The organism is Huaxiibacter chinensis (genome assembly GCF_022171985.1).
Taxonomy (GTDB): Bacteria; Pseudomonadota; Gammaproteobacteria; order Enterobacterales; family Enterobacteriaceae; genus Enterobacter; species Enterobacter chinensis_A.
Map to the genome: position 1 here is coordinate 65,229 of NZ_JAJVHF010000009.1, position 21,749 is coordinate 86,977.

Below are 21,749 nucleotides of genomic sequence, written 5' to 3' on the forward strand. Positions count from 1 at the left end.
TATGCTGTCGAGCCAGATGTCCTCTCCCTGGAGAGAGGAGACCAACCCTGAAAAGTTTACCTACGGTTTGGCGACAAACCCAATGGCGGCATAGACGGCTTTCAGCGTTTCAGAAGCACGGGCGCTGGCTTTCTCAGCCCCTTCCTTCATCACTTTCTGCAGCAGAGCTTCGTCGTTGCGGAAGCGGTTATAACGCTCCTGCAGTTCGGTCAACATGCCAGAAACCGCATCGGCCACTTCACCCTTCAGATGACCATACATCTTGCCTTCAAAATGCTTTTCGAGTTCCGGGATGCTCTGACCGGTGACACCGGAGAGGATATCCAGCAGGTTAGAGACGCCTGCCTTGTTCTTGACATCGTAACGCACGACCGGTGGCTCTTCTGAGTCCGTCACGGCACGCTTCAGTTTCTTCACAACGGATTTTGGATCTTCAAGCAGGCCGATAACGTTGTTACGGTTATCGTCAGACTTGGACATCTTCTTCGTTGGCTCAAGCAGGGACATGACGCGCGCGCCCGATTTCGGAATAAACGGCTCGGGCACTTTGAAGACATCCCCATAAATCGCATTGAAGCGCTGGGCGATATCACGGCTTAACTCAAGATGCTGTTTCTGATCTTCACCAACCGGCACCTGGTTAGTCTGATAGAGCAGAATATCGGCTGCCATCAGCACCGGATAGTCGAACAGACCAGCGTTGATGTTTTCGGAATAACGGGCAGATTTGTCTTTGAACTGGGTCATACGGCTCAGTTCACCAAAATAGGTATAGCAGTTCAGCGCCCAGCCAAGCTGCGCGTGCTCGGGAACATGAGACTGGACGAAGATGGTGCTTTTCTCGGGGTCAATGCCGCACGCAAGATAGAGCGCCAGCGTGTCCAGCGTGGCTTTACGCAGCTTTTCAGGATCCTGACGGGCAGTGATCGCATGCAAATCCACGATGCAGTAAATGCAGTGGTAATCATCCTGCATGCCCACCCACTGACGCAGCGCCCCCATATAGTTGCCGATGGTCAATTCACCTGAGGGCTGGGCACCACTAAATACGATGGGCTTAGTCATTTTTCGATTCCTGATGTTCACTATGCGAAAGCCCGAGCGCGGGCAGTAGATCTTTGAAGTGGTCGAACACAACGTCCGGCTCACTCAACGTGATGGCTTCACCGTAGTTATAGCCATAGGTCAGACCGACGGAGAGACTTCCCGCCGCCTTAGCGGCCAGAATATCATTGCGCGAATCGCCCACAAAGAGTAACTCGGCTGGGGTTAAGGATAATTTTCCTGCCACCAGAAGAATGGGCTCCGGATGCGGTTTTTTATTTTTGACGTCATCGCCACCGACGACGACGGAAAAATATTTCGCGATACCCAGCGCGTCCAGCAGCGGCGCAACGAACGGCGTCGGTTTATTGGTGACCAGCGCCAGCGGCATGCCGCTGGCGTGCAGTGCGCTTAGCGTCTCGGTCACATCGGGGAACAGGAAGCTCCCTTCCTCAACGGTCTCTTCATAGAAGCGATGGAAGAGTTTACGCAAGACACGCAGCTGCTCATCCTGAGGAATATCAGCATGATCCACGCCCGGCTTACCCTGCGCGGCACGTTGAATTGCGCGCTCCTGGCGCGCCCAGGTCAACGCCCGTTCCATCAATACATCTGCGCCGTTGCCAATCCAGGTGATAACGCGATCTTCACCCGCGACCGGCAGTTCCAGTGCATACAGCGCCCGATCGACGGCGCTGGTTAAACCCGGCGCGCTGTCGACAAGGGTACCGTCGAGGTCAAACGCAACGCCCCGAATTGCCTGCATTTTATTCATGACTTACCTTTGCCAGTTCACTGCGCATTTCATCAATGACTTTTTTGTAATCCGGCTGATCGAAAATCGCCGAGCCCGCGACAAACATATCCGCACCCGCTGCAGCAATCTCGCCAATGTTGCTGACCTTCACGCCGCCATCCACTTCAAGGCGGATGTCATAGCCAGATTCGTCAATACGGCGGCGCACTTCACGCAGCTTCTCAAGCGTATGGGGAATAAAGGATTGACCACCGAAACCCGGGTTCACGGACATCAGCAGAATAACGTCGAGTTTATCCATCACGTAATCAAGGTAGCTCAGTGATGTCGCAGGATTGAAGACCAGGCCCGCTTTGCAGCCGTGCTCTTTAATCAGCTGTAAGGTGCGATCCACATGTTCAGACGCTTCAGGATGGAAAGTGATAATGCTGGCGCCTGCGGCGGCGAAATCCGGCACGATGCGATCGACTGGCTTGACCATCAGGTGAACGTCAATCGGTGCGGTGATGCCGTAATTACGCAGGGCTTTGAGGACCATCGGGCCGATGGTCAGATTGGGCACGTAATGGTTGTCCATCACGTCGAAATGGACAACGTCCGCGCCTGCGGCCAGAGCATTCGCCGTGTCTTCACCCAGACGGGCAAAGTCAGCCGACAAAATTGAGGGAGCAATCAAAAACTGTTTCATCCGCATCTCCTTGAAATGTGTTTATCGGCGGGCAAAACGGCTCAGGGTCGATAAAGAGCCAACAGTTCGTCCACCTTTTTACGTGTGCCACCGTTGCTGCTGATGCTGCGTCGTACTTTAACGACATGCAGTTTGGTCGCTAGCTGATACCACTCACGGGTCAACACCGTGTCATGGTTGGAAATCAGCACCGGAATACGTCTATTAACAAGGCCTTCGGCAATTTCAGCCAGATGCGCCTGCTCTTTCAAATTAAAGCTATTGGTGTGATACGCCGTGAAATTAGCCGTCGCGGTGAGCGGGGCATACGGAGGATCGCAATAGACAACCGAATTATTGTCCGCGCGCGCCATGCTATCGGCATAGGACTCGCAGAGGAAAAGGGCACGCTGCGCCTTCTCGGCAAAATGATACAACTCCGCCTGTGGGAAGTACGGTCGCTTATAGCGGCCAAACGGCACGTTAAATTCGCCGCGTAAATTATACCGGCACAGGCCATTGTAACCGTGGCGATTCAGATAGAGGAATAAAAGCGCCCGCCGGAAAGGGTCCTGGCTTTGGTTAAACTCCGTACGCAGCCCGTAGTAAACGTCAGGGTCATTCGTTTCAGGCGTAAAGAGCTTATGCGCCTCATCGACATACTCATCGGTACGTAATTTAACAATGTTGTAGAGACCGATAAGATCGCTGTTGATATCCGCGAGGATATAGCGAGAAAAGTCGGTGTTAAGAAACACCGACCCGGCGCCCACGAAGGGCTCGATAAGACACTCGCCGTCCGGCAGGTGCTTTTTAATATCGTCGAGCAGAGGGAATTTTCCCCCTGCCCATTTCAGAAAAGCGCGATTTTTTTTCATGCTGACTAACTGGTTACACCTTCTCCGGCTGTGGAGAAAGCTCCGACAGCATCCTGCGCTTTAAACGTTACTTCAAATCAGCCTGAACCTGATGAATCGGTTTCGCCCATGGGTTTTTCGCCTGGACATCCGCTGGTAACGCAGAGACCGCGCGTTTGGCTTCGTCTTTAGACGCATACACGCCGCTGACCAGCACATACCAGGGTTGCCCGTTACGGCTTGTCTGATAAACCACATAGTTTTTCAGATTCGATTTCTTCGCCCAGCTATTCAGGTTGTCGTAGTTAGAAGAGCTACTCAACTGCAGCGTATAGTTGTTTGATGGCGCAGATTTCAGTGAACCGACGTTACCCGCTGATTTACCTGCCGCAGCGCTGGACGCCGTGGCGGCAGGCGCTGGCGTCGCCGCTGGGGCCGTTGTGGCTTTCGGCGCAGTCGCGGTTGGGGTCGCCGCTGCGGCTGGCGCTTTCACAGGGGCACTGGCGACGGTCTCAGTCTGTTTTGGCTGAGCCGCTGGTTTGGTTTGAGGCGCTTTCGCGACGGTCTGAGGCCGGGTTTCACGCTTCGGCTCGATAACGGCCTGCTTACGTTCAGGACGCGGTGTGGCAGTCTGCGTTTGACGCGGTTTGGTTTCCGTTGCCGCGTTTTGCGCCTGGGCATTCCCACCGCGAATTGGTGCAACGGTTGCAGGTTCGGTTGGCAACGTGGAGTTGGCGACCACGCTGTTCACTTGTTCCTGATTCTGCGGCTGCGTCAGCGCATTATTCAGATCGCCCTGCACTTCTACGCGCTGCTGGCTGCCCGGTGCAACCGGAGACTGGCCCTGAGTAGGGGTAGAAGAAACAGGTGGCAGAGAAACATCCTGCGGAGCAGAAGCCGGATTACCCGCCGTTTGCTCAGCGGAGGTGGTGCCTGGCGCAGGCTGTGCACCATTGGCCTGATCGGCAGCATCATTACCGGAAAGATTTATGCTCTTCTCGGTAGAGGCAGTCGAATCAGTGGAAGGGGTTGAAGGAGCTTTCAGCGCGGAACCGATGCCGATAATCAGCAGCAACAGAACGAATACACCAAGGCCCATCATAATGTATTGACGGGAAGCGGGCTTTTTAGCCGCGACTTTCTTACGTTTGCGTGGGCGATGCTCTACAGGCTCTTCGTCCAGTGAATCCTCTTCGGATTCATATTTCTCTTCTTCTCGCTCATCACGCGCATTGCGGCTACGTGATGGACGACGATCGTCTGCATCCAGATCAACATCGTCAAAGTTGATCTGCGGCTCGCTATCACGTTCTGAAGATTGACGAGAACGACCAGTACGACGATCGCTGGGATCGGGTTTCAGCTCGTCTTCTGGTTTGAATTCATCCATTTAACACCCCACTCAAAGGCTTATGCTTACGACGTTGCATATTACCTGAAGCTAAATAGCTACCGTTGACGGTAGCCAGACCTTTCTAGTTTTTACGCCTGCTGGCAATCAGCAATCGCGCCAAGAACGACATCGTGCGACACTCCGCCGCGTACTTCACTCTTCCCTATTGCGAGCGGGAGTACCAGTCGCATCTCGCCCGCCAATACTTTTTTATCGCGCATCATGTGGGGTAAATAATCCTGCGCAGACATTTCGCGTGGCCCCGTCACCGGTAGACCCGCACGCTCAAGCAACGTTATCACGCGCTGCGTTTCTTCTTTACTGAACTGACCCAAACGTTCAGACGTACGTGCGGCCATCACCATGCCCGCCGCAACTGCTTCACCGTGCAGCCAGTTGCCGTAACCCATTTCCGCCTCGATGGCGTGACCGAAAGTGTGCCCCAGATTCAGTAAAGCACGTAAGCCCGTTTCGCGCTCGTCTGCCGCAACGACTTCTGCTTTCAGCTCACAACAACGACGAATACAGTAGGCCAGAGCCGGGACATCAAGGTTCAGCAACGCATCCATATTCTCTTCCAGCCAGCTAAAGAACGCGCTATCGAGAATAATGCCGTATTTGATCACTTCAGCCAGGCCCGAGGCCAGCTCACGCTTGGGCAACGTCTTAAGGCAATCGAGATCCACCACCACCGAAGCGGGCTGGTAGAACGCGCCAATCATGTTTTTGCCAAGCGGATGGTTGACGGCGGTTTTGCCACCAACGGAAGAATCGACCTGCGATAATAATGTGGTCGGAATTTGAATAAAACGAACGCCGCGCTGATAGCTCGCTGCGGCAAAACCCGTAAGATCGCCAACGACACCGCCGCCCAGGGCAAGCAATGTTGTGTCACGACCATGCGGTTTTTGCAGTAATGCAGTAAAGACGGTATCGAGCACCGTCAGGCTCTTATACTGCTCGCCGTCAGGCAGAATCACACTGTCGACCTTCACGCCTGCCTGCTCCAGCAGGTGGCGAACACGGTCAAGATAAAGCGGAGCCAGCGTCTCATTGGTGACCAGCATTGCCTGATCACCCGCTTTCAGTGGTAAGAAGGAAGCTGGATCGTTAAACAAACCAGCCGCGATGGTGATAGGGTAACTACGTTCCCCGAGAGTAACTGTAATCCTCTCCATTGCGCGACATCCACCTTAATATTTTACCCGCGGGCGAGTGTATAGAGAGCCAGAATCAGTTGCTTTCCAGCATATGAATAATCTGGTTTGCAACCACTTTAGCGCTCTGATCGTCAGTACGAATCGTCACATCCGCGATCTCTTCGTACAGCGGATTACGTTCACCCGCCAGTGCTTCCAGAACTTCACGTGGAGGCGTTTCAACCTGCAGTAACGGGCGCTTTTTATCGCGCTGCGTACGTGCCAGCTGCTTCTCGATGGTCGTCTCAAGATAGACCACAACGCCACGGGCGGAGAGACGGTTGCGAGTTTCGCGAGATTTAACAGAGCCGCCGCCTGTAGCCAGCACAATGCCCTGCTTTTCCGTGAGTTCGTTGATCACTTTTTCTTCTCGATCACGGAAACCGTCTTCGCCTTCTACATCGAAGACCCAGCCCACATCAGCTCCGGTTCGTTTCTCAATCTCTTGATCAGAATCGTAAAATTCCATATTGAGTTGTTGAGCTAACTGACGCCCAATAGTGCTTTTGCCGGCACCCATAGGCCCAACCAGAAAGATATTGCGTTTCTCTGCCATTTTTTCGGTACTACTAAGACTATTCGTTAATGGTAATTCCCACTTTGCAGACACCCAGCGTAGCAGGACATGAACTGAAACCTCATATGCGATAGTGCGAGAGTCAGACTGAAAATTATCTCAATAGTCTTGCTTGTTTGGCAACTGATTAAATCACTGCTGCCGATGCTTAACGCCACAAGAGGTTATTTTGAACGTGCTGACACTCAAATCGGTACTCCTTGTAAGCTAAATCATGCCTCACGTCAAACATCTGCAACAAACAGTGTGCAAAATCCTCATGGAATCGTCTCTCTTTACTCACCCCCTACCAAACGAGGCGTGATGAAGACCACCAGCTCTCGCCGTTCGCGATCGCGGCCATCGTGGCGAAAAAGCTGACCAAGCCACGGAATGCTGCTAAGCCCCGGCACGCTATCGCTGCCCGCTTTATTCTTTTGTGAGAAAATCCCCCCCAGCGCCAGCGTTTCGCCGCTTTTCACTTCCACCTGCGTCTCTATTTCCTGTTTATCGATCGCCAGCGTTTCCCCGTCCGCCTGCTGGAGCACCTGACCCGGCATATTTTCACTGATATGCAGTTTCAGACGCACGCGCCCGTTCGCCAGCACCACCGGGGTGACATCCATCCCCAGCACCGCTTCTTTAAATTCGACCGAGGTGGCGCCGCTTTCCCCACTGGAAACCTGATAGGGAATTTCACTGCCCTGCTTAATGCTGGCTGGCTGCATATGCGAGGCTAACAGCCGTGGGCTGGCGATGATCTCAAGCTGCTGTTTCTGCTCAAGGGCGGAGAGTTCAAGATCTAAGAGTCTGCCGTCGATTCGCCCGATGTTAAATCCGACATGCGTCGACGCCGTCGCCACCGACAAATCGGCGCCTAGCGTCGTGACGTGCCCCGGCGAACCGGCGCTTTGCGCCTCTGCCAGGCTCCACTTCACGCCCAGTTCACGCAGGCTTTTTTCATTGATAGTGACAATATGCGCCGCCAGTTCGACCTGCGCCACGGGCACATCCATCAGCTGTGCCCAGCGTTGCAGTGCATCGAGCACGGTGGGAACATCGCGAACCAGCAAACGGTTAATACGTTTGTCCACCGATAAGCTGCCCTTCGGACTTAACTGTTTTTCGGCCGCTTTTTGCAGCTCAGCGGCATCAGCATAGACAAACGGTATACTGCGCGTCGCCAGGGGAACGCTTAGCTGACGCCGGGTCTGCTCTTCTTCTTTTTGCGCCTGCCGATCGCGCTGCCAGGCCAGGGTGTTGACGTAAAAAATCCCGTTCTCTTCCCGTAGCACCAGTCCGGCACTGGCGACAACCGTTTGAATGGCCAGACGCCATGGAATGCCGGTAAGGTTTAAAGAAAGCGTGCCGCTGACGTCCGGCGATATAATCAGATTGCGATTCTCTAACTGCATCAGAGACTGCAAGACCTGCGCGACCGGGACCTCATCCACCACCAGCGAGACCGGTCGGGGCGTTGCGGCCCTGACTGGCAGGCTGAGTGTCAGCAGCATGACGACGATTGTTGTTCCCTTCACTTTTCATTCCCTCCCGCTTCCATCGCCACTCGTTTGGCTCACAGCCCTGGCCCACGTTAAGCACCAGCGTTTGTTCATCAATAGACGTCACTCGCCATCCGGCAGGCAATCGTTCGTTTTGCCTGACACGCCGCCAGTGCTTTTTTTCATCTGCTACCATGCCAACGATATACCTGCCGTTCACCATCCCGTGGTAGCGCCACTGGCTTAACAGACCGATAGCGCAGCGGTCATCCGGAGGACGAAAAGGATCGCGCATGCCGGTGAGCATCAACACAGCGCACACCAGGAGATAACGTCGCTTAGTTCTCATGGAGATCTTCAATCCTTGCGACAAACCGAAGCTGCGATTCCCCCGGCTCGACGGAGAATTCACTGATTTCCACCCCCGCCTGCGCCAGACGGGTAAAGAGTGCCGGGATCTGCGTCCATTCAGCACTCAGCGTGAGTGTTCCTCCCCGCGCGTGAGGTTGCCAGCGTACGAGCCGTATTCCGTCACGTTGAAACGCCAGTGGAGAAAAAGCGGCCTCTGTCGGTGCGACGCCCTCTGCGTCAGACGGCGGGCGTGGCAACGCGCCGACCCGCATTTGACGCAGCCGGGCGACGGCCTGTTGATGTTGTGCAGTCAGGCGATCGGTCTGCTGCTGGAGCGGACGCACCATGAGTAAATAGATACCTAACGTAAATAGTCCCGTTCCAAATACCCAGGCGATCGCGCGCTGGCGTGCGGGAAGTGCGCACCATCTTTCCAGAAAAAGCCCGCCGGTCATTCTTGCCTCTGGAGTGTAAAAGTGAACATCCAGCGCCCCTGGTTATCCTGCTGCATCTCGCCTGCGGGTCCTGGCGTGAATCCGGGAAGTGTTTTCAACGCTTCTGACAGCATCGTCAGCGCAGACAGCGTTGTGGCATACCCCGTAAGCGTGAGCGTGGGAGTCTGGTAGTGCAGTTGGGTAAGCCATGACTGTTCGGGGATCGCCGCCGAAAGCGACGCCAGGACAGGTTGCCAGGGCTGTGTTTTCGCCCGCGATATCAGCGCCTGTTGGCGTTGCTGGAATTGCGTGTTCAGCTCGCGCCACTGGGCATAGCGTGTTTCAGCACCTTTTAGTATCGCTTCCTCGCTGTTCAGGCGCATTTCAGCCCCGCGTGACAGCACCACGCAGCTCGCCCGCAGGCTACTCATCATGGTCAGCGAGAGCAAAAACGAGCCCAAAAAAAGCATGCCCCAGACGCGGCAGCAGCGCCGCTGTCTCTCCCTTCGCCAGGGTAAAAAGTTGGGTCTCATGCGTTTCGTTCTCCCATGGCAAGCGCCAGCGCAACGGTAAAGTCGGCCCCGCACGGCGGTAACGGCGGCTGGCTTAACGCGACGCAGCTAAAGGGATCGGGCCCCTCCCGCGTAAAGTGCACAATATCGTCAGGGCGCAAGGCAAGCCGGGCGGCCAGATCGGTGACGCTTTGCGTTTCAGTAATCCTTTGTCGCCCCCACTGATGGCGCATTGCCCACAGCCAGTGGGTCTCGTCCTGCCAGGCGATACACTGCGCCGGCGCTACCGCGAAGGGTAAGAGGTTTGCCAGTGCGCTGGCATCGGGCGTAATGGCCGCCAGCCGCAGCCGCAGCGTTTCTGCCAGCGTTAAAAGCGCCGACACGTCGTTGTGTTGTGCCGCCGTAACGTGGCAGGCGCGGCTGAAGGTATCCTGCGTATAATCAAAGCAGAGCTTTTCCGGCGGCATTTCCAGTTCACGCGCCAGGGCAGAAATCATCCATGTCGCCTGTTCGCTCTCGCGCAGTTGCGTCGCCGGGCCTGGAAACTGCTTTTGCAAAGTCCGACCTGCCGGGAACGCCAGAAAGATACGGTGATGACGCGGCAGCATCTGGCTCCATGAACTGAGCGAGTTCTCCAGTTGCGCCAGATTCACAATCACCCCGTCCTGAATAACCCCTGGCGTCAGGGGAATGCGCCACCATCGGCGTAAGCGCCAGCCAGACTTCTCTTTAGTGAGTGAAACAGCCAGCGCCTTATCTTGTTGAAGATGAACGCCTGTCCGCCAGGTTTTGAAAGTCATCCTTCACGATCTCCTTATCCCCGTCAGATTGACGGCTATATCAATGAATCAGGCTTGCATTTATACTACCGCCCGATTGTTTAGAAACTGCCCAAGTGGAACCAAATGGGAAATCGCCAGTGAAGTTCGTAAAGTATTTATTCATCCTTGCAGTCTGTTGCATTCTGCTGGGAGCAGGCTCGATTTATGGTTTGTACAAATATATTGAGCCGCAGCTACCTGACGTCGCCACGCTGCGTGATGTGCGTCTTCAAATCCCGATGCAGGTTTATAGCGCCGACGGCGAGCTGATCGCCCAGTACGGCGAAAAACGGCGTATTCCGTTGACCCTCAACGAAATCCCTCCCGTCATGGTTAAAGCGTTTATCGCGACCGAAGACAGCCGTTTTTATGAGCACCACGGCGTCGATCCGGTAGGGATATTCCGTGCCGCAAGCGTTGCGTTGTTTTCCGGCCATGCCTCTCAGGGTGCCAGTACCATTACGCAACAGCTGGCGCGTAACTTCTTCCTGAGCCCGGAAAAAACGCTGATCCGTAAAATAAAAGAAGTGTTCCTGGCTATCCGAATCGAGCAGTTGCTCTCTAAAGACGAAATCCTTGAGCTTTACCTCAATAAGATTTACCTCGGCTATCGCGCCTACGGCGTGGGCGCAGCGGCACAGGTCTACTTCGGCAAACCGGTGGCACAGCTGACGCTGAGCGAGATGGCGACCATTGCCGGTCTGCCAAAAGCGCCGTCAACGTTCAACCCGCTCTATTCGCTGGATCGCGCTACCTCGCGTCGTAACGTGGTGTTATCCCGTATGTTGAGCGAAGGCTATATCAGCCAGACTCAGTACGATCAGGCCCGTAACGAGGCGATTGACGCTAACTATCACGCGCCTGAAATCGCCTTCTCCGCCCCCTATCTGACCGAGATGGTGCGCCAGGAGATGGTGAGCCGCTACGGCGAACAGGCGTATGAAGATGGCTATCGTATCTACACCACCGTGACCCGCAAAGTGCAACAAGCGGCCCAGCAGGCCGTGCGTAATAACGTCATGGATTACGACATGCGTCACGGCTACCGTGGCCCGTCGAACGTGTTGTGGAAAGTGGGCGAACCCGCCTGGGATACGAAAAAAATCACCGACTCACTGCATACGCTGCCGACCTACGGCCCGCTGCGTCCAGCCGTTGTGACCGCCGCCAGCCCGCAGGAAGCCGTGGCAATGATGGCTGATGGAACCTCGGTATCGCTCGGCATGCCGGGTGTCCGCTGGGCGCGTCCTTACCGTTCTGATACCGCGCAAGGCCCTACGCCGCGTAAAGTGACCGACGTGCTGCAAATCGGTCAACAGATCTGGGTTCGTCAGGTAAACGATGCCTGGTGGCTGGCGCAGGTACCGGATGTGAATTCCGCTCTGGTGTCGATTAACCCGCAGAACGGCGCCGTGCTGGCCCTGGTCGGCGGCTTCGACTTCAACCAGAGCAAGTTTAACCGCGCCACCCAGGCGCTGCGTCAGGTCGGCTCGAACATCAAGCCATTCCTTTATACCGCCGCAATGGATAAAGGGCTGACGCTGGCCAGTATTCTGAACGACGTGCCGATTTCCCGCTGGGATGCTGGCGCAGGCTCCGACTGGCAGCCTAAGAACTCCCCGCCGGAGTATTCAGGTCCTATCCGCTTACGTCAGGGTCTGGGGCAATCTAAAAACGTGGTGATGGTCCGCGCCATGCGTGCAATGGGAGTGGATTACGCCGCAGAATATCTGCAGCGTTTTGGCTTCCCGGCACAAAACATTGTGCATACCGAATCACTGGCGCTGGGCTCGGCCTCCTTCACGCCTTTACAGGTGGCGCGAGGGTATTCGGTGATGGCGAATGGCGGTTTCCTTGTGGACCCGTATTTCATCAGCAAAATCGAAAATGACCAGGGCGGCACGCTGTTTGAAGCGAAACCCAAAATCGCCTGTCCGGAGTGTGATATTCCGGTGATTTATGGTGATACGCAGAAATCAAACGTGCTGGAAAACAAAAACATGGAAGATGTTGCCCAGTCGCAAGAGCAGCAGAATTCTGTCGTTCCTAAGCCGCAGCTGGAACAGGCGAACCAGGCGCTGGTGGCGCAAGTCGGCGCTCAGGAATATGCTCCGCACGTGATCAATACGCCGCTGTCATTCCTGATTAAAAGCGCGCTGAACACCAATATCTTTGGTGAACCCGGCTGGCAGGGTACAGGCTGGCGTGCGGGTCGCGATCTGCAGCGCAGGGATATTGGCGGCAAAACCGGGACCACCAACAGCTCGAAAGATGCCTGGTTCTCGGGGTACGGCCCTGGCGTCGTCACCTCGGTGTGGATCGGTTTTGACGATCACCGTCGTAACCTTGGCCGCACGTCGGCATCCGGCGCAATCAAAGATCAGATCTCCGGTTATGAAGGCGGAGCGAAGAGTGCCCAGCCTGCGTGGGATGCTTACATGAAAGCGGTGCTTGAGGGCGTGCCTGAGCAGCCTCTGACGCCGCCGCCGGGCATTATCTCCGTGAATATCGATCGCAGTACGGGTCAGTTAGCCAGCGGCGGGAATAGCCGTGAAGAGTATTTCATTGAGGGTACGCAGCCGACAACGCAGGCGGTACATGAGGTGGGTACAGAGTTGATTGATAACGGCGAGACGCACGAACTGTTCTAATCGCCCTTAACTGGCCTAAAAGCCCGGCGGCGCATAATGCGTGCCGGGTTTTTTTTACAACCGACCCTGCCCCTTCAGCCATTCTCTCACCAGGAACAACGCGCTCACGTTGCGTGCTTCATGGAAGTCAGGGTCTTCCAGTAAATCCATCAAATGCGCCAGAGGCCAGCGCACCTGCGGCAGCGGTTCGGGCTCGTCACCTTCCAGCTTTTCCGGGTAGAGATCTTCAGCGACGACGATGTTCATCTTGCTCGAGAAATAAGAGGGAGCCATGCTCAGCTTTTTGAGAAACGAGAGATCCTTCGCCCCAAACCCGACCTCTTCTTTTAGCTCGCGATTGGCGGCCTCGAAAACCGTCTCACCCGGATCGATAAGCCCCTTAGAGAAACCCAGCTCATAGGATTCCGTGCCAACAGCATATTCGCGAATCAGAATCAGATGGTCGTCTACAATCGGAACGATCATTACCGCTTCACGCGTGGACGGGCGCATACGTTCATAAACGCGGCGTACGCCATTGCTGAACTCAAGGTCCACGCTTTCGACATTAAACAGACGCGATTTAGCGACCGTTTCAACGTGTAAGATCGTGGGTTTTTGTAAGGGTTTACTCATTTTGGGGATCTTTGCTGGATGAACTCACTTCATTGTGCGATACGCCGCACGGTTTGAGCAATGTCAATTGTGCTTTATTTACATTTCCGCAACCTAATGCAAATCAATTACCATTTCAAAAGAAAAGTCAAGAGGTTGAAAAGTTTCCAGGAATTTGCTGATATCCCGTCCTGGTTGCCTTTGCTATCATCGTGAGTTACTGGGATGCGCTTCAAAATGCTCAAGTTCGACTCCATACTTGCCGATAGCCAACCACAGACACGCATTCATTATTTAAGGTGCAACTGATAACACCTGCAATAAGTAAGATGGGGAAAGCATGAGCACCATTTTGATCTTTATCGTTGCTATGCTGGCCTGCGCGATGGCTGCCGGATGGCTCTACAGGCGCAGATTAGAGCGTCGATACCGTCTGCCCTATTTGAACGCCTTCACGGGCGCGACGACCCGCAAACTGACGGCAGAAGAACGCAGTGCCGTTGAAAGCTATCTCGACACGCTCAACCGCGTTCAGTTGACGCCGGGTCCCACCGGTGCCAGCACGGGCCCCGTGTCCCTGAATCTGAACACCCAAAGCGATACCGTCCTGTGCGTGACGCGCTCAATTACCCGCTATGGCATCACCACCGACGATCCGAATAAGTGGCGTTACTACCTTGATTCCGTTGAGGTGCATCTCCCGCCGTTCTGGGAGCAGTACATCAATGACGAGAACAGCGTTGAGCTGATTCATACGGATTCTCTCCCGCTGGTTATCGCCCTCAATGGCCATACTCTGAGCGAATATGTTCAGGAAGTGCCGCGCTTTGCTCTGGAACGCACCAGTTCAACGCAGGCGTCCATTCGGGGGGAAGAGACCGAACAAATTGAGCTGCTCAACATTCGTCAGGAAACCCACGAAGAATATGCCTTGAGCCGACCGGACGGTATTCGCGAGGCCGTACTGATCGTTGCTTCTTTCCTGCTTTTTTTATGCTGCCTCATCACCCCGGATGTGTTTGTACCCTGGCTTGCGGGCGGCGGTGTGCTGCTGCTTGCGGCGGGCCTATGGGGGCTTTTTGCACCGCCCGCCAAAACGGCGCTGCGCGAGATTCATTGCCTGCGCGGCACCCCAAAGCGCTGGGGTCTGTTTGGTGAGAACGACCAGGAACATATCAATAATATCTCTCTCGGGATCATCGACCTCATCTACCCGCGCCACTGGCAACCCTGGATCGCCCAGGATTTGGGGCAAAAAACTGATATTGATATTTATCTCGACCGCCACGTTGTGCGCCAGGGCCGTTTTTTATCGCTGCACGATGAAGTGCGCAACTTTCCGCTGCAGCACTGGCTTCGCAGTACCATTATCGCCTGCGGTGCCGCCATCGTACTGATGCTGCTGATTTTCCTGGTTCCGCTGGATATGCCGATTAAATTTACCCTGTCGTGGATTAAAGGCGCGCAAACCATCGAGGCGACCAGCGTCAATCAGCTGGAAGATGCCGGTGTGCGCGTGGGTGACACCCTCAAGCTGCAAGGCACGGGCATGTGTAATATTCAGTCGCCAGGGGCCTGGAATACGACGCGTCAGAACTCACCGTTCTCCCCGTTTGACTGCTCTCAAATCGTCTGGAATGAGGCGCGGCCATTGCCGTTGCCGGAATCGGAAATCGTCACCAAAGCCACGGCGTTAACCCAGGCGGTCAGTCGACAGCTGCACCCGAAACCGGATGATGATTCCCGCGTCAGTCAGTCACTGCGCACGGCGATTCTGAAATCGGGGATGGTTCTGCTGGATGATTTCGGCGACATCGTCATGAAAACGCAGGACCTGTGTTCGGCCGACGATGACTGTGTCCGTCTTAAAAACGCGCTTGTGAACCTCGGCAATAGCAAAGACTGGGAAGCCCTGGTCAAGCGCGCCCAGTCCGGCAAGCTGGATGGAGTGAACGTGTTGCTGCGCCCGGTTAGCGCGGAATCGCTGGATAATCTTATCGCGACCTCTACCGCTCCGTTCGTGATGCGTGAAACTACCCGTGCCGCTCAGGCGTTGAATAGCCCGGCACCGGGGGGCTTTATCATTGTCAGCGAAGAGGGTAGCGATCTGGTCGATCAGCCTTATCCACCGGTGGCGTTGTATGACTATCCGGCACAGGAGCAGTGGGGCGAGTTCCAGCGCCTGGCGCAAATGCTGATGCAAACGCCCTTCAGCGCGGAAGGCATCGTGACCAATATTCGCACGGACGCCAACGGTACCCGCCATATCGACCTGCACCGAATCCCGGATAACTCAGGGCTATGGCGCTATATCGGTACGTCTCTGCTGATGCTGATGATGGTGATCTGTATGGTGTGGAACGGCGTTGCCGCTTTACGCCGCTATCAGCGCTCCCGTACCCGGCTGGCGGACATTCAGCAGTATTACGAGAATTGCCTCAATCCTAAGCTCATTCCTACCCCTGAAAGCCTGATCGGATAACGCCCCGGCGCGGCAGGTTATGCTACCCTGTCGCGCATGTTTCTACTGGCTGGAGAGTTCCCCCTCATGCATCCTGATATTGCCTGGCAGAATGTGGATACCGTCTTGCTCGATATGGACGGCACGCTGCTCGATCTCGCATTCGATACCCATTTCTGGCAAAAGCTGGTGCCTGAAGCCTATGGTGCACAGCAAGGGATCACGCCGCAAGAAGCCCAGAACGCTATTCGTCAGCAGTATCACGCCGTACAACATACGCTAAACTGGTATTGCCTGGATTACTGGAGTGAGCGCTTAGGCCTGGATATTTGCGCGATGACCACCGCACAAGGCCCTTATGCGGTATTACGCGAAGATACGGTGCCTTTCCTGGAGGCGTTAAAAGCGAGCGGAAAACGCCGCATTTTGCTGACCAACGCCCATCCGCATAACCTGGCGGTTAAACTGGAACATACCGGACTGGCGGCACACCTTGATTTATTGCTTTCCACCCACACATTTGGTTATCCGAAAGAGGATCAACGATTGTGGCAGGCCGTTGCTGAAGAGACCGGACTGCAGCCAGAGAGAACGGTATTCATTGATGACAGTGAACCCATTCTGGATGCGGCAGCCACATTCGGTATTCGCTATTGCGTCGGTGTAAAAAATCCTGATTCCGGTATGGCTGAGAAAGAATACCTGCGACATCCGGCGTTGAATGATTATCGCCGCATGATCCCCTCACTCACCGTGAAGGAGACGTCATGAAAGAAAAACCCTCTGAGGGGGTAAGACTGGACAAATGGCTGTGGGCCGCCCGTTTTTATAAAACGCGCGCCCTCGCCCGCGAGATGGTCGATGGTGGCAAAGTGCATTACAACGGCCAGCGCAGCAAGCCGAGCAAGGTCGTTGAACTGAATGCCATTCTGACGTTGCGTCAAGGGAACGATGAACGAACCATCGTGGTGAAAGGCATCACCGAACAGCGTCGCCCCGCGACCGAAGCGGTTTCGCTCTATGAAGAGACGGCTGAAAGCATAGAGAAGCGCGAGAAAGTGGCGCTGGCGCGCAAGATGAATGCCCTGACGATGCCGCACCCTGACAGGCGACCGGACAAGAAAGAACGTCGCGACTTATTAAAATTTAAACACGGCGAGAGTGAATAATCGTCGTTAAATGAGAGAAAAATATGGCCCAGCACGACCAATTACACCGCTATCTGTTTGAACAATTTGCCGTTCGCGGCGAACTGGTGACCGTCTCCGAAACCTGGAAACAGATTCTGGAAAATCACAACTATCCGCTACCGGTTAAAAACCTGTTGGGTGAACTGCTGGTCGCAACCAGCCTGCTGACCGCAACGCTGAAATTTGCCGGGGATATTACCGTACAGTTGCAGGGCGATGGCCCCATGACGCTGGCTGTGATCAACGGTAATAACCAGCAGCAGATGCGCGGCGTCGCGCGCGTGCAGGGTGATGTGCCTGAAGGCGCCGACCTGAAAACCCTGGTGGGTAATGGTTTCCTCGTCATTACCATCTCGCCGGAAGAAGGCGAGCGCTATCAGGGCGTTGTTGGTCTGGAAGGTGATACCCTCGCCGCCTGCCTGGAAGATTACTTCCTGCGCTCCGAACAGCTGCCGACCCGCCTGTTCATCCGCACGGGTGAAGTTGACGGTCAGCCAGCCGCCGGTGGCATGCTCCTGCAGGTGCTGCCTGCGCAAAACTCACAGGGCGACGATTTCACCCATCTGGCGACGCTGACGGAAACCATCAAAGCAGAAGAGCTGTTTACCCTGCCGGCGCGTGAGGTGCTGTGGCGTCTGTATCACGAAGAGGAAGTCACGCTTTACGATCCTCAGGCCGTGGAATTCAAATGCACCTGCTCACGTGAGCGTTGCGCCGATGCGCTCAGAACGCTGCCGGATGAAGAGATTGACAGCATCATGGCGGAGGACGGTGAAATCGATATGCATTGCGATTACTGCAGTTCTCACTACGTTTTCAACGCCATGGATATCGCTGAGATCCGCAACAACGCTTCACCAGCCGATCCACAGGTTCACTGAGCCTGACGAAACGGCTCCGAATGGAGCCGTTTTTAAACGTCATTGCGGGTTGTCGAACCTGCCGTAATGCATTTCAATCCGTTCTCCAGAGAGTGAAATATCCGCCCAGGGTTTAACAACAGCGCGGACTTTTCCTTGTTGTATTGCCCGATTCAGATCCTCCCGGGTCAACCCCTGCGGCATGTCGACAGTATCACCCGCCAACACCCAGCCCCCCGCGCTGTGGGTAAACACCAGTATTCCGCGATCGATAAACTGATACAGCACGGCTTCAGGGCTCCCATCGTTATTGAGATCCTGCGCCATCAGGACGCAGCCGCCTGTCTCATAGGTACAGCTCTCCAGACGATACTGATATTTCATGACCGCCTGCCAGAACGCTTTGTCTGGCGGTGCCATGCCCGGCGCAAGCTGGATCGCTTTCTCAAGCGTCGCGGCGGTGACTAATTGCGCTTTTGACTTTTCGCCTGCCAGTAAGCCGTCCAGTGTGCGCTTACGCGCCGCATCGGCGATGAAAGCCGGATCCTTTTGCAAGGTGAGCATCGCCTCGCGCCCCTTGCGGCCCGAATGACTCAGCATGTAAAGGCTCACCTGCGCTGCGTTGATTTTCCCTTCCTGATAGCGCGCCATATGGCTTGCCACCCCAATTCGCCACGGGTCCAGCAGGGGCGTGTTCAGTAAAAACAGTATGGCCAGTGACAGCAGCCCCACGGCAGGCGCTAACGAGCGGCGGATCCGCTGCGTGGTGCGACCACGGACGATAACGCTGATGCAGAAGCCAGATGCCCAGACCAGCGCAATCAAGGTAATGAGCGCCGCACAGACGCGTTCTGGGGACCAGCCATACTGACCGATCCGCAGCCACAAGGCCCACACGGCGAGCAACGCGTACACGGGAGAAATGAGAAGCGCAACACGTACCAGGGTGCGTAACGGTGAGTAATAAGGCGGCGTTTCGCGCCGGGGATGCCAGACCACGGTAACCAGCACGAGCAGCAACAGTACCAGCCCCACCAGCAGGCCCGCCACCGAAGTCCGCCGTGATATGGCCTCAAAGCCCACGAAGGGCAGTACGGCAATAAAGATCAGCGACAGGACGGCCACCAGCGGCAGCAGGCCGGTAGCGATAGGGGTCAGCAGATTTTGCAGCGCCTGAACCCGCCGCGCCTGCGTGCGTGCCAGCACCGCCGTGCAGGCAGTCACCACGCCAATGGCGACGGCGATAAACCAGTCCGTCTTAAAAAAGAGGGTATGAAACGCGTCAATACCGATCAGCTCGAAAAGCTCAGCCCACAGATATAACACCAGCCAGAACAGACCATTTGAAAGAAAAATAAGCAGGATAGTCAGGACATTCAGCCAGTTTTTGTCATGAAACCAGACCTCAAAAGCGTCTTGCGGGGTGACCGCCAGGCGACGCTGCAACCAGGGCAGGATGAGCAGGCTCATCAGTAAAAGATGGATGCCAAAAATAGTCAGCGCATCCTGCACGTTCCAGCGCTCCATTCCCTGAATTCGCCACTTCAACCAGACGCCCATCCCCCCCACTACCGCCGCCATCCCCAGCAGGACCAGCCACATAACAGGCTGCCGGAAGGAGGTGACGGAAAGCGACAGTGCGGTGGATACCACCACGGTCGCGGGTATCACGCACATCAGCCAGACGGTATCGGCGGGCAGGCTGGCCCAGGCCATATACCAGGTCACGAGGTAGCAGATAAAGCCCTGCAACGCGCCAACGACAATGATGCCTGCACGGGTAGCGGGCGATAATTCATCTGCATAATCCATATTTGAGTTCCTCTCATCTGAATGGCGCATTCTCTCATCAACGTCCCCCGACGCCCTCTCAACACAATCTGAATTGGGCTTGCTACCGGTGAGTTGAATCGAATCTCATCATGAAACTCATACGTAATTTTCTTACATGTATGCGATTACATTCACATTCCTCTGGTTAATAACACTAATACTTAACCTTTTAGGAACATTTTCCCCAACAAAAAAAGGAAAACTGCGATAATCCGCCCTGCTTCGTGACAGGAGTCACAGTGTTTTCCGTTTGTAAGGGTTTTATCCAGATACGCAATTCTATGAGCCCCGTCGCGGTTAACAACCCAAGAAAAACCCTACAATTTTAGGCAGTACATATTGGCTAAGGAGCAGTGATATGCGTGTTAAAGATTTAACCCCGCAAGATCTCAAGGCTTATGGTATTCACGACGTCCAGGGCATCGTCTATAACCCCGATTACGATACGTTGTATCAGGAAGAGCTTAATCCAGCACTGGAAGGATACGAGCGTGGGGTGTTAACCAGTACAGGTGCGATTGCCGTTGACACCGGTATCTTTACCGGCCGTTCGCCGAAGGATAAGTATATCGTCCGTGACGATACCACCCGCGATACGTTGTGGTGGGCTGATAATGGCAAAGGGAAGAACGACAACAAGCCGCTTTCCCAGGAGACCTGGCAGCATCTTAAAGGTCTGGTCACTCATCAGCTTTCCGGCAAGCGCCTGTTCATTATTGATGCTTTCTGTGGCGCTAACGCCGACACCCGCCTCTCCGTTCGCTTTATCACGGAAGTCGCCTGGCAGGCGCATTTCGTGAAAAACATGTTTATTCGCCCGACCGATGAAGAGTTACAGGATTTCGAACCTGATTTTATCGTGATGAACGGCGCGAAGTGCACCAACCCGCAATGGAAAGAGCAGGGTCTGAACTCTGAGAACTTTATCGCGTTCAACCTGACGGAGCGCATCCAGCTGATTGGCGGCACCTGGTACGGCGGCGAAATGAAGAAAGGCATGTTCTCAGTCATGAACTACCTGCTGCCGTTGCAGGGCATTGCCTCCATGCACTGCTCGGCGAACGTGGGTGAAGCGGGCGACGTGGCGGTCTTCTTTGGTCTGTCCGGGACGGGTAAAACCACCCTCTCGACCGATCCAAAACGTCGTCTGATTGGCGATGATGAACACGGCTGGGATGATGACGGCGTCTTTAACTTTGAAGGCGGTTGCTACGCGAAAACCATCCGCCTGTCGGAAGAGGCCGAGCCGGATATTTTCCACGCAATCCGTCGTGATGCCCTGCTGGAAAACGTCACCGTACGGGCCGACGGTACCGTTGATTTTGACGATGCCTCGAAAACCGAAAATACCCGCGTGTCGTATCCGATCTATCACATCGAGAATATCGTCAAGCCTGTCTCGAAAGCGGGCCACGCGTCAAAAGTTATCTTCCTGACCGCTGACGCCTTTGGCGTGCTGCCGCCGGTCTCTCGCCTGACGGCAAACCAGACGCAGTATCACTTCCTGTCCGGATTTACCGCGAAGCTGGCGGGCACGGAGCGTGGTGTCACCGAGCCGACGCCGACCTTCTCGGCGTGCTTTGGCGCCGCCTTCCTGTCGCTGCACCCAACGCAGTATGCAGAAGTGCTGGTGAAACGCATGCAGGCGGCTGGCGCGCAGGCATACCTGGTGAATACCGGCTGGAACGGAACGGGCAAACGGATATCAATAAAAGATACCCGTGCCATTATCGACGCGATCATTGATGGTTCGCTGGATGATGCTGAAACCTTTACCCTGCCGATGTTTAACCTGGCCATTCCGACGAGCTTGCCGGGCGTGGATACGCATATCCTCGACCCACGCAACACCTACGCATCTCCGGAACAGTGGCAGGAGAAGGCAGAAACGCTGGCGAAGCTGTTCATTGAGAACTTTGAGAAGTACACCGATACGCCAGCCGGCGAGGCGTTGGTGAGTGCGGGACCTAAGTTCTAAGTAAAAGCAAAACGGCAACCTGGGTTGCCGTTTTGGTATTTTCTCCCTCTCCCCGCGGGAGAGGGCCAGGGTGCGGTCATCAGGCCGCC

At 55.1% G+C, this 21,749-nt stretch carries 20 protein-coding genes; 6 read left to right on the forward strand and 14 right to left on the reverse strand.

Annotated features, from left to right (window positions below; all coding sequences use genetic code 11):
* Window positions 1-60 precede the first annotated feature (60 nt).
* The 12 genes from trpS to LZP96_RS18135 all read right to left on the reverse strand — a co-directional run bounded on the left by trpS (window position 61) and on the right by LZP96_RS18135 (window position 10,072).
* Complete coding sequence (gene trpS / locus LZP96_RS18080; RefSeq protein ID WP_064327726.1) at window positions 61-1,065, reverse strand: tryptophan--tRNA ligase; 1,005 nt, start codon at window positions 1,063-1,065, stop codon at window positions 61-63.
* The gene (gene gph, locus LZP96_RS18085) at window positions 1,058-1,819 is read right to left on the reverse strand and encodes a phosphoglycolate phosphatase (RefSeq protein WP_064327727.1); all 762 of its coding nucleotides are present in this window, start codon (window positions 1,817-1,819) and stop codon (window positions 1,058-1,060) included. The genes trpS and gph overlap by 8 nt, the downstream gene beginning before the upstream one ends.
* Window positions 1,812-2,489: a ribulose-phosphate 3-epimerase gene (gene rpe, locus LZP96_RS18090; RefSeq protein WP_064327728.1), complete on the reverse strand. Its 678-nt coding sequence runs from the start codon at window positions 2,487-2,489 to the stop codon at window positions 1,812-1,814. Before rpe ends, gph begins: the two co-directional genes overlap by 8 nt.
* A gap of 41 nt (window positions 2,490-2,530) precedes the next feature.
* On the reverse strand, window positions 2,531-3,346 hold the full coding sequence (dam, locus tag LZP96_RS18095; RefSeq protein ID WP_064327729.1) for an adenine-specific DNA-methyltransferase: 816 nt from the start codon (window positions 3,344-3,346) through the stop codon (window positions 2,531-2,533).
* Between the two features lie 67 nt (window positions 3,347-3,413).
* Complete coding sequence (damX, locus tag LZP96_RS18100; protein ID WP_064327730.1) at window positions 3,414-4,715, reverse strand: cell division protein DamX; 1,302 nt, start codon at window positions 4,713-4,715, stop codon at window positions 3,414-3,416.
* A gap of 92 nt (window positions 4,716-4,807) precedes the next feature.
* Complete coding sequence (gene aroB, locus LZP96_RS18105) at window positions 4,808-5,896, reverse strand: 3-dehydroquinate synthase (RefSeq protein WP_064327731.1); 1,089 nt, start codon at window positions 5,894-5,896, stop codon at window positions 4,808-4,810.
* Window positions 5,897-5,951: 55 nt separating this feature from the next.
* Window positions 5,952-6,473: a shikimate kinase AroK gene (aroK, locus tag LZP96_RS18110; RefSeq protein ID WP_064327732.1), complete on the reverse strand. Its 522-nt coding sequence runs from the start codon at window positions 6,471-6,473 to the stop codon at window positions 5,952-5,954.
* 296 nt (window positions 6,474-6,769) lie between these two features.
* Window positions 6,770-7,987 carry a DNA uptake porin HofQ gene (hofQ, locus tag LZP96_RS18115; RefSeq protein ID WP_064327733.1) on the reverse strand — a complete coding sequence of 406 codons (1,218 nt, stop codon included), beginning with the start codon at window positions 7,985-7,987 and terminating at the stop codon, window positions 6,770-6,772.
* Complete coding sequence (locus tag LZP96_RS18120; RefSeq protein WP_064327734.1) at window positions 7,920-8,324, reverse strand: HofP DNA utilization family protein; 405 nt, start codon at window positions 8,322-8,324, stop codon at window positions 7,920-7,922. Before LZP96_RS18120 ends, hofQ begins: the two co-directional genes overlap by 68 nt.
* On the reverse strand, window positions 8,314-8,781 hold the full coding sequence (locus tag LZP96_RS18125; RefSeq protein WP_064327735.1) for a HofO family protein: 468 nt from the start codon (window positions 8,779-8,781) through the stop codon (window positions 8,314-8,316). The genes LZP96_RS18120 and LZP96_RS18125 overlap by 11 nt, the downstream gene beginning before the upstream one ends.
* A complete protein-coding gene (locus LZP96_RS18130) occupies window positions 8,778-9,293 on the reverse strand; it encodes a PilN domain-containing protein (RefSeq protein ID WP_064327736.1) in 516 nt (171 codons plus the stop codon). The genes LZP96_RS18125 and LZP96_RS18130 overlap by 4 nt, the downstream gene beginning before the upstream one ends.
* On the reverse strand, window positions 9,290-10,072 hold the full coding sequence (locus LZP96_RS18135; protein ID WP_064327737.1) for a hypothetical protein: 783 nt from the start codon (window positions 10,070-10,072) through the stop codon (window positions 9,290-9,292). The genes LZP96_RS18130 and LZP96_RS18135 overlap by 4 nt, the downstream gene beginning before the upstream one ends.
* Before the next feature lie 119 nt (window positions 10,073-10,191).
* On the opposite strand from LZP96_RS18135, the gene mrcA reads away from it, so the two are divergent.
* Window positions 10,192-12,744, forward strand: a complete 2,553-nt coding sequence (gene mrcA / locus LZP96_RS18140; RefSeq protein WP_258926212.1) for a peptidoglycan glycosyltransferase/peptidoglycan DD-transpeptidase MrcA — start codon at window positions 10,192-10,194, stop codon at window positions 12,742-12,744.
* Window positions 12,745-12,798: 54 nt separating this feature from the next.
* Here mrcA and nudE read toward each other — a convergent pair whose 3' ends face one another.
* Window positions 12,799-13,359, reverse strand: coding sequence for an ADP compounds hydrolase NudE (nudE, locus tag LZP96_RS18145; RefSeq protein ID WP_064327739.1), 561 nt, complete (start codon window positions 13,357-13,359; stop codon window positions 12,799-12,801).
* A gap of 319 nt (window positions 13,360-13,678) precedes the next feature.
* Here nudE and LZP96_RS18150 point away from each other — a divergent pair, with 319 nt between their 5' ends.
* The 4 genes from LZP96_RS18150 to hslO all read left to right on the forward strand — a co-directional run bounded on the left by LZP96_RS18150 (window position 13,679) and on the right by hslO (window position 17,870).
* The gene (locus tag LZP96_RS18150) at window positions 13,679-15,820 is read left to right on the forward strand and encodes an intracellular growth attenuator family protein (protein ID WP_064327740.1); all 2,142 of its coding nucleotides are present in this window, start codon (window positions 13,679-13,681) and stop codon (window positions 15,818-15,820) included.
* Window positions 15,821-15,886: 66 nt separating this feature from the next.
* On the forward strand, window positions 15,887-16,570 hold the full coding sequence (yrfG, locus tag LZP96_RS18155) for a GMP/IMP nucleotidase (RefSeq protein WP_064327741.1): 684 nt from the start codon (window positions 15,887-15,889) through the stop codon (window positions 16,568-16,570).
* Window positions 16,567-16,968, forward strand: a complete 402-nt coding sequence (hslR, locus tag LZP96_RS18160) for a ribosome-associated heat shock protein Hsp15 (protein WP_064327742.1) — start codon at window positions 16,567-16,569, stop codon at window positions 16,966-16,968. Before yrfG ends, hslR begins: the two co-directional genes overlap by 4 nt.
* A 23-nt stretch (window positions 16,969-16,991) precedes the next feature.
* Window positions 16,992-17,870: an Hsp33 family molecular chaperone HslO gene (gene hslO / locus LZP96_RS18165; protein WP_064327743.1), complete on the forward strand. Its 879-nt coding sequence runs from the start codon at window positions 16,992-16,994 to the stop codon at window positions 17,868-17,870.
* A gap of 39 nt (window positions 17,871-17,909) precedes the next feature.
* Here hslO and LZP96_RS18170 read toward each other — a convergent pair whose 3' ends face one another.
* Complete coding sequence (locus LZP96_RS18170) at window positions 17,910-19,661, reverse strand: DUF4153 domain-containing protein (RefSeq protein ID WP_064327744.1); 1,752 nt, start codon at window positions 19,659-19,661, stop codon at window positions 17,910-17,912.
* Between the two features lie 379 nt (window positions 19,662-20,040).
* On the opposite strand from LZP96_RS18170, the gene pckA reads away from it, so the two are divergent.
* Window positions 20,041-21,660 carry a phosphoenolpyruvate carboxykinase (ATP) gene (gene pckA, locus LZP96_RS18175; RefSeq protein WP_064327745.1) on the forward strand — a complete coding sequence of 540 codons (1,620 nt, stop codon included), beginning with the start codon at window positions 20,041-20,043 and terminating at the stop codon, window positions 21,658-21,660.
* Window positions 21,661-21,749 lie beyond the last annotated feature (89 nt).

What these genes read in the sequence shown, in the direction of transcription:
- trpS (WP_064327726.1), bottom strand. Translation starts at nt 1,065, where the DNA reads ATGACTAAGCCCATCGTATTTAGTGGTGCCCAGCCCTCAGGTGAATTG.
- gph (WP_064327727.1), bottom strand. Translation starts at nt 1,819, where the DNA reads ATGAATAAAATGCAGGCAATTCGGGGCGTTGCGTTTGACCTCGACGGT.
- rpe (WP_064327728.1), bottom strand. Translation starts at nt 2,489, where the DNA reads ATGAAACAGTTTTTGATTGCTCCCTCAATTTTGTCGGCTGACTTTGCC.
- dam (WP_064327729.1), bottom strand. Translation starts at nt 3,346, where the DNA reads ATGAAAAAAAATCGCGCTTTTCTGAAATGGGCAGGGGGAAAATTCCCT.
- damX (WP_064327730.1), bottom strand. Translation starts at nt 4,715, where the DNA reads ATGGATGAATTCAAACCAGAAGACGAGCTGAAACCCGATCCCAGCGAT.
- aroB (WP_064327731.1), bottom strand. Translation starts at nt 5,896, where the DNA reads ATGGAGAGGATTACAGTTACTCTCGGGGAACGTAGTTACCCTATCACC.
- aroK (WP_064327732.1), bottom strand. Translation starts at nt 6,473, where the DNA reads ATGGCAGAGAAACGCAATATCTTTCTGGTTGGGCCTATGGGTGCCGGC.
- hofQ (WP_064327733.1), bottom strand. Translation starts at nt 7,987, where the DNA reads ATGCTGCTGACACTCAGCCTGCCAGTCAGGGCCGCAACGCCCCGACCG.
- LZP96_RS18120 (WP_064327734.1), bottom strand. Translation starts at nt 8,324, where the DNA reads ATGAGAACTAAGCGACGTTATCTCCTGGTGTGCGCTGTGTTGATGCTC.
- LZP96_RS18125 (WP_064327735.1), bottom strand. Translation starts at nt 8,781, where the DNA reads ATGACCGGCGGGCTTTTTCTGGAAAGATGGTGCGCACTTCCCGCACGC.
- LZP96_RS18130 (WP_064327736.1), bottom strand. Translation starts at nt 9,293, where the DNA reads ATGAGACCCAACTTTTTACCCTGGCGAAGGGAGAGACAGCGGCGCTGC.
- LZP96_RS18135 (WP_064327737.1), bottom strand. Translation starts at nt 10,072, where the DNA reads ATGACTTTCAAAACCTGGCGGACAGGCGTTCATCTTCAACAAGATAAG.
- nudE (WP_064327739.1), bottom strand. Translation starts at nt 13,359, where the DNA reads ATGAGTAAACCCTTACAAAAACCCACGATCTTACACGTTGAAACGGTC.
- LZP96_RS18150 (WP_064327740.1), top strand. Translation starts at nt 13,679, where the DNA reads ATGAGCACCATTTTGATCTTTATCGTTGCTATGCTGGCCTGCGCGATG.
- yrfG (WP_064327741.1), top strand. Translation starts at nt 15,887, where the DNA reads ATGCATCCTGATATTGCCTGGCAGAATGTGGATACCGTCTTGCTCGAT.
- hslR (WP_064327742.1), top strand. Translation starts at nt 16,567, where the DNA reads ATGAAAGAAAAACCCTCTGAGGGGGTAAGACTGGACAAATGGCTGTGG.
- hslO (WP_064327743.1), top strand. Translation starts at nt 16,992, where the DNA reads ATGGCCCAGCACGACCAATTACACCGCTATCTGTTTGAACAATTTGCC.
- LZP96_RS18170 (WP_064327744.1), bottom strand. Translation starts at nt 19,661, where the DNA reads ATGGATTATGCAGATGAATTATCGCCCGCTACCCGTGCAGGCATCATT.
- pckA (WP_064327745.1), top strand. Translation starts at nt 20,041, where the DNA reads ATGCGTGTTAAAGATTTAACCCCGCAAGATCTCAAGGCTTATGGTATT.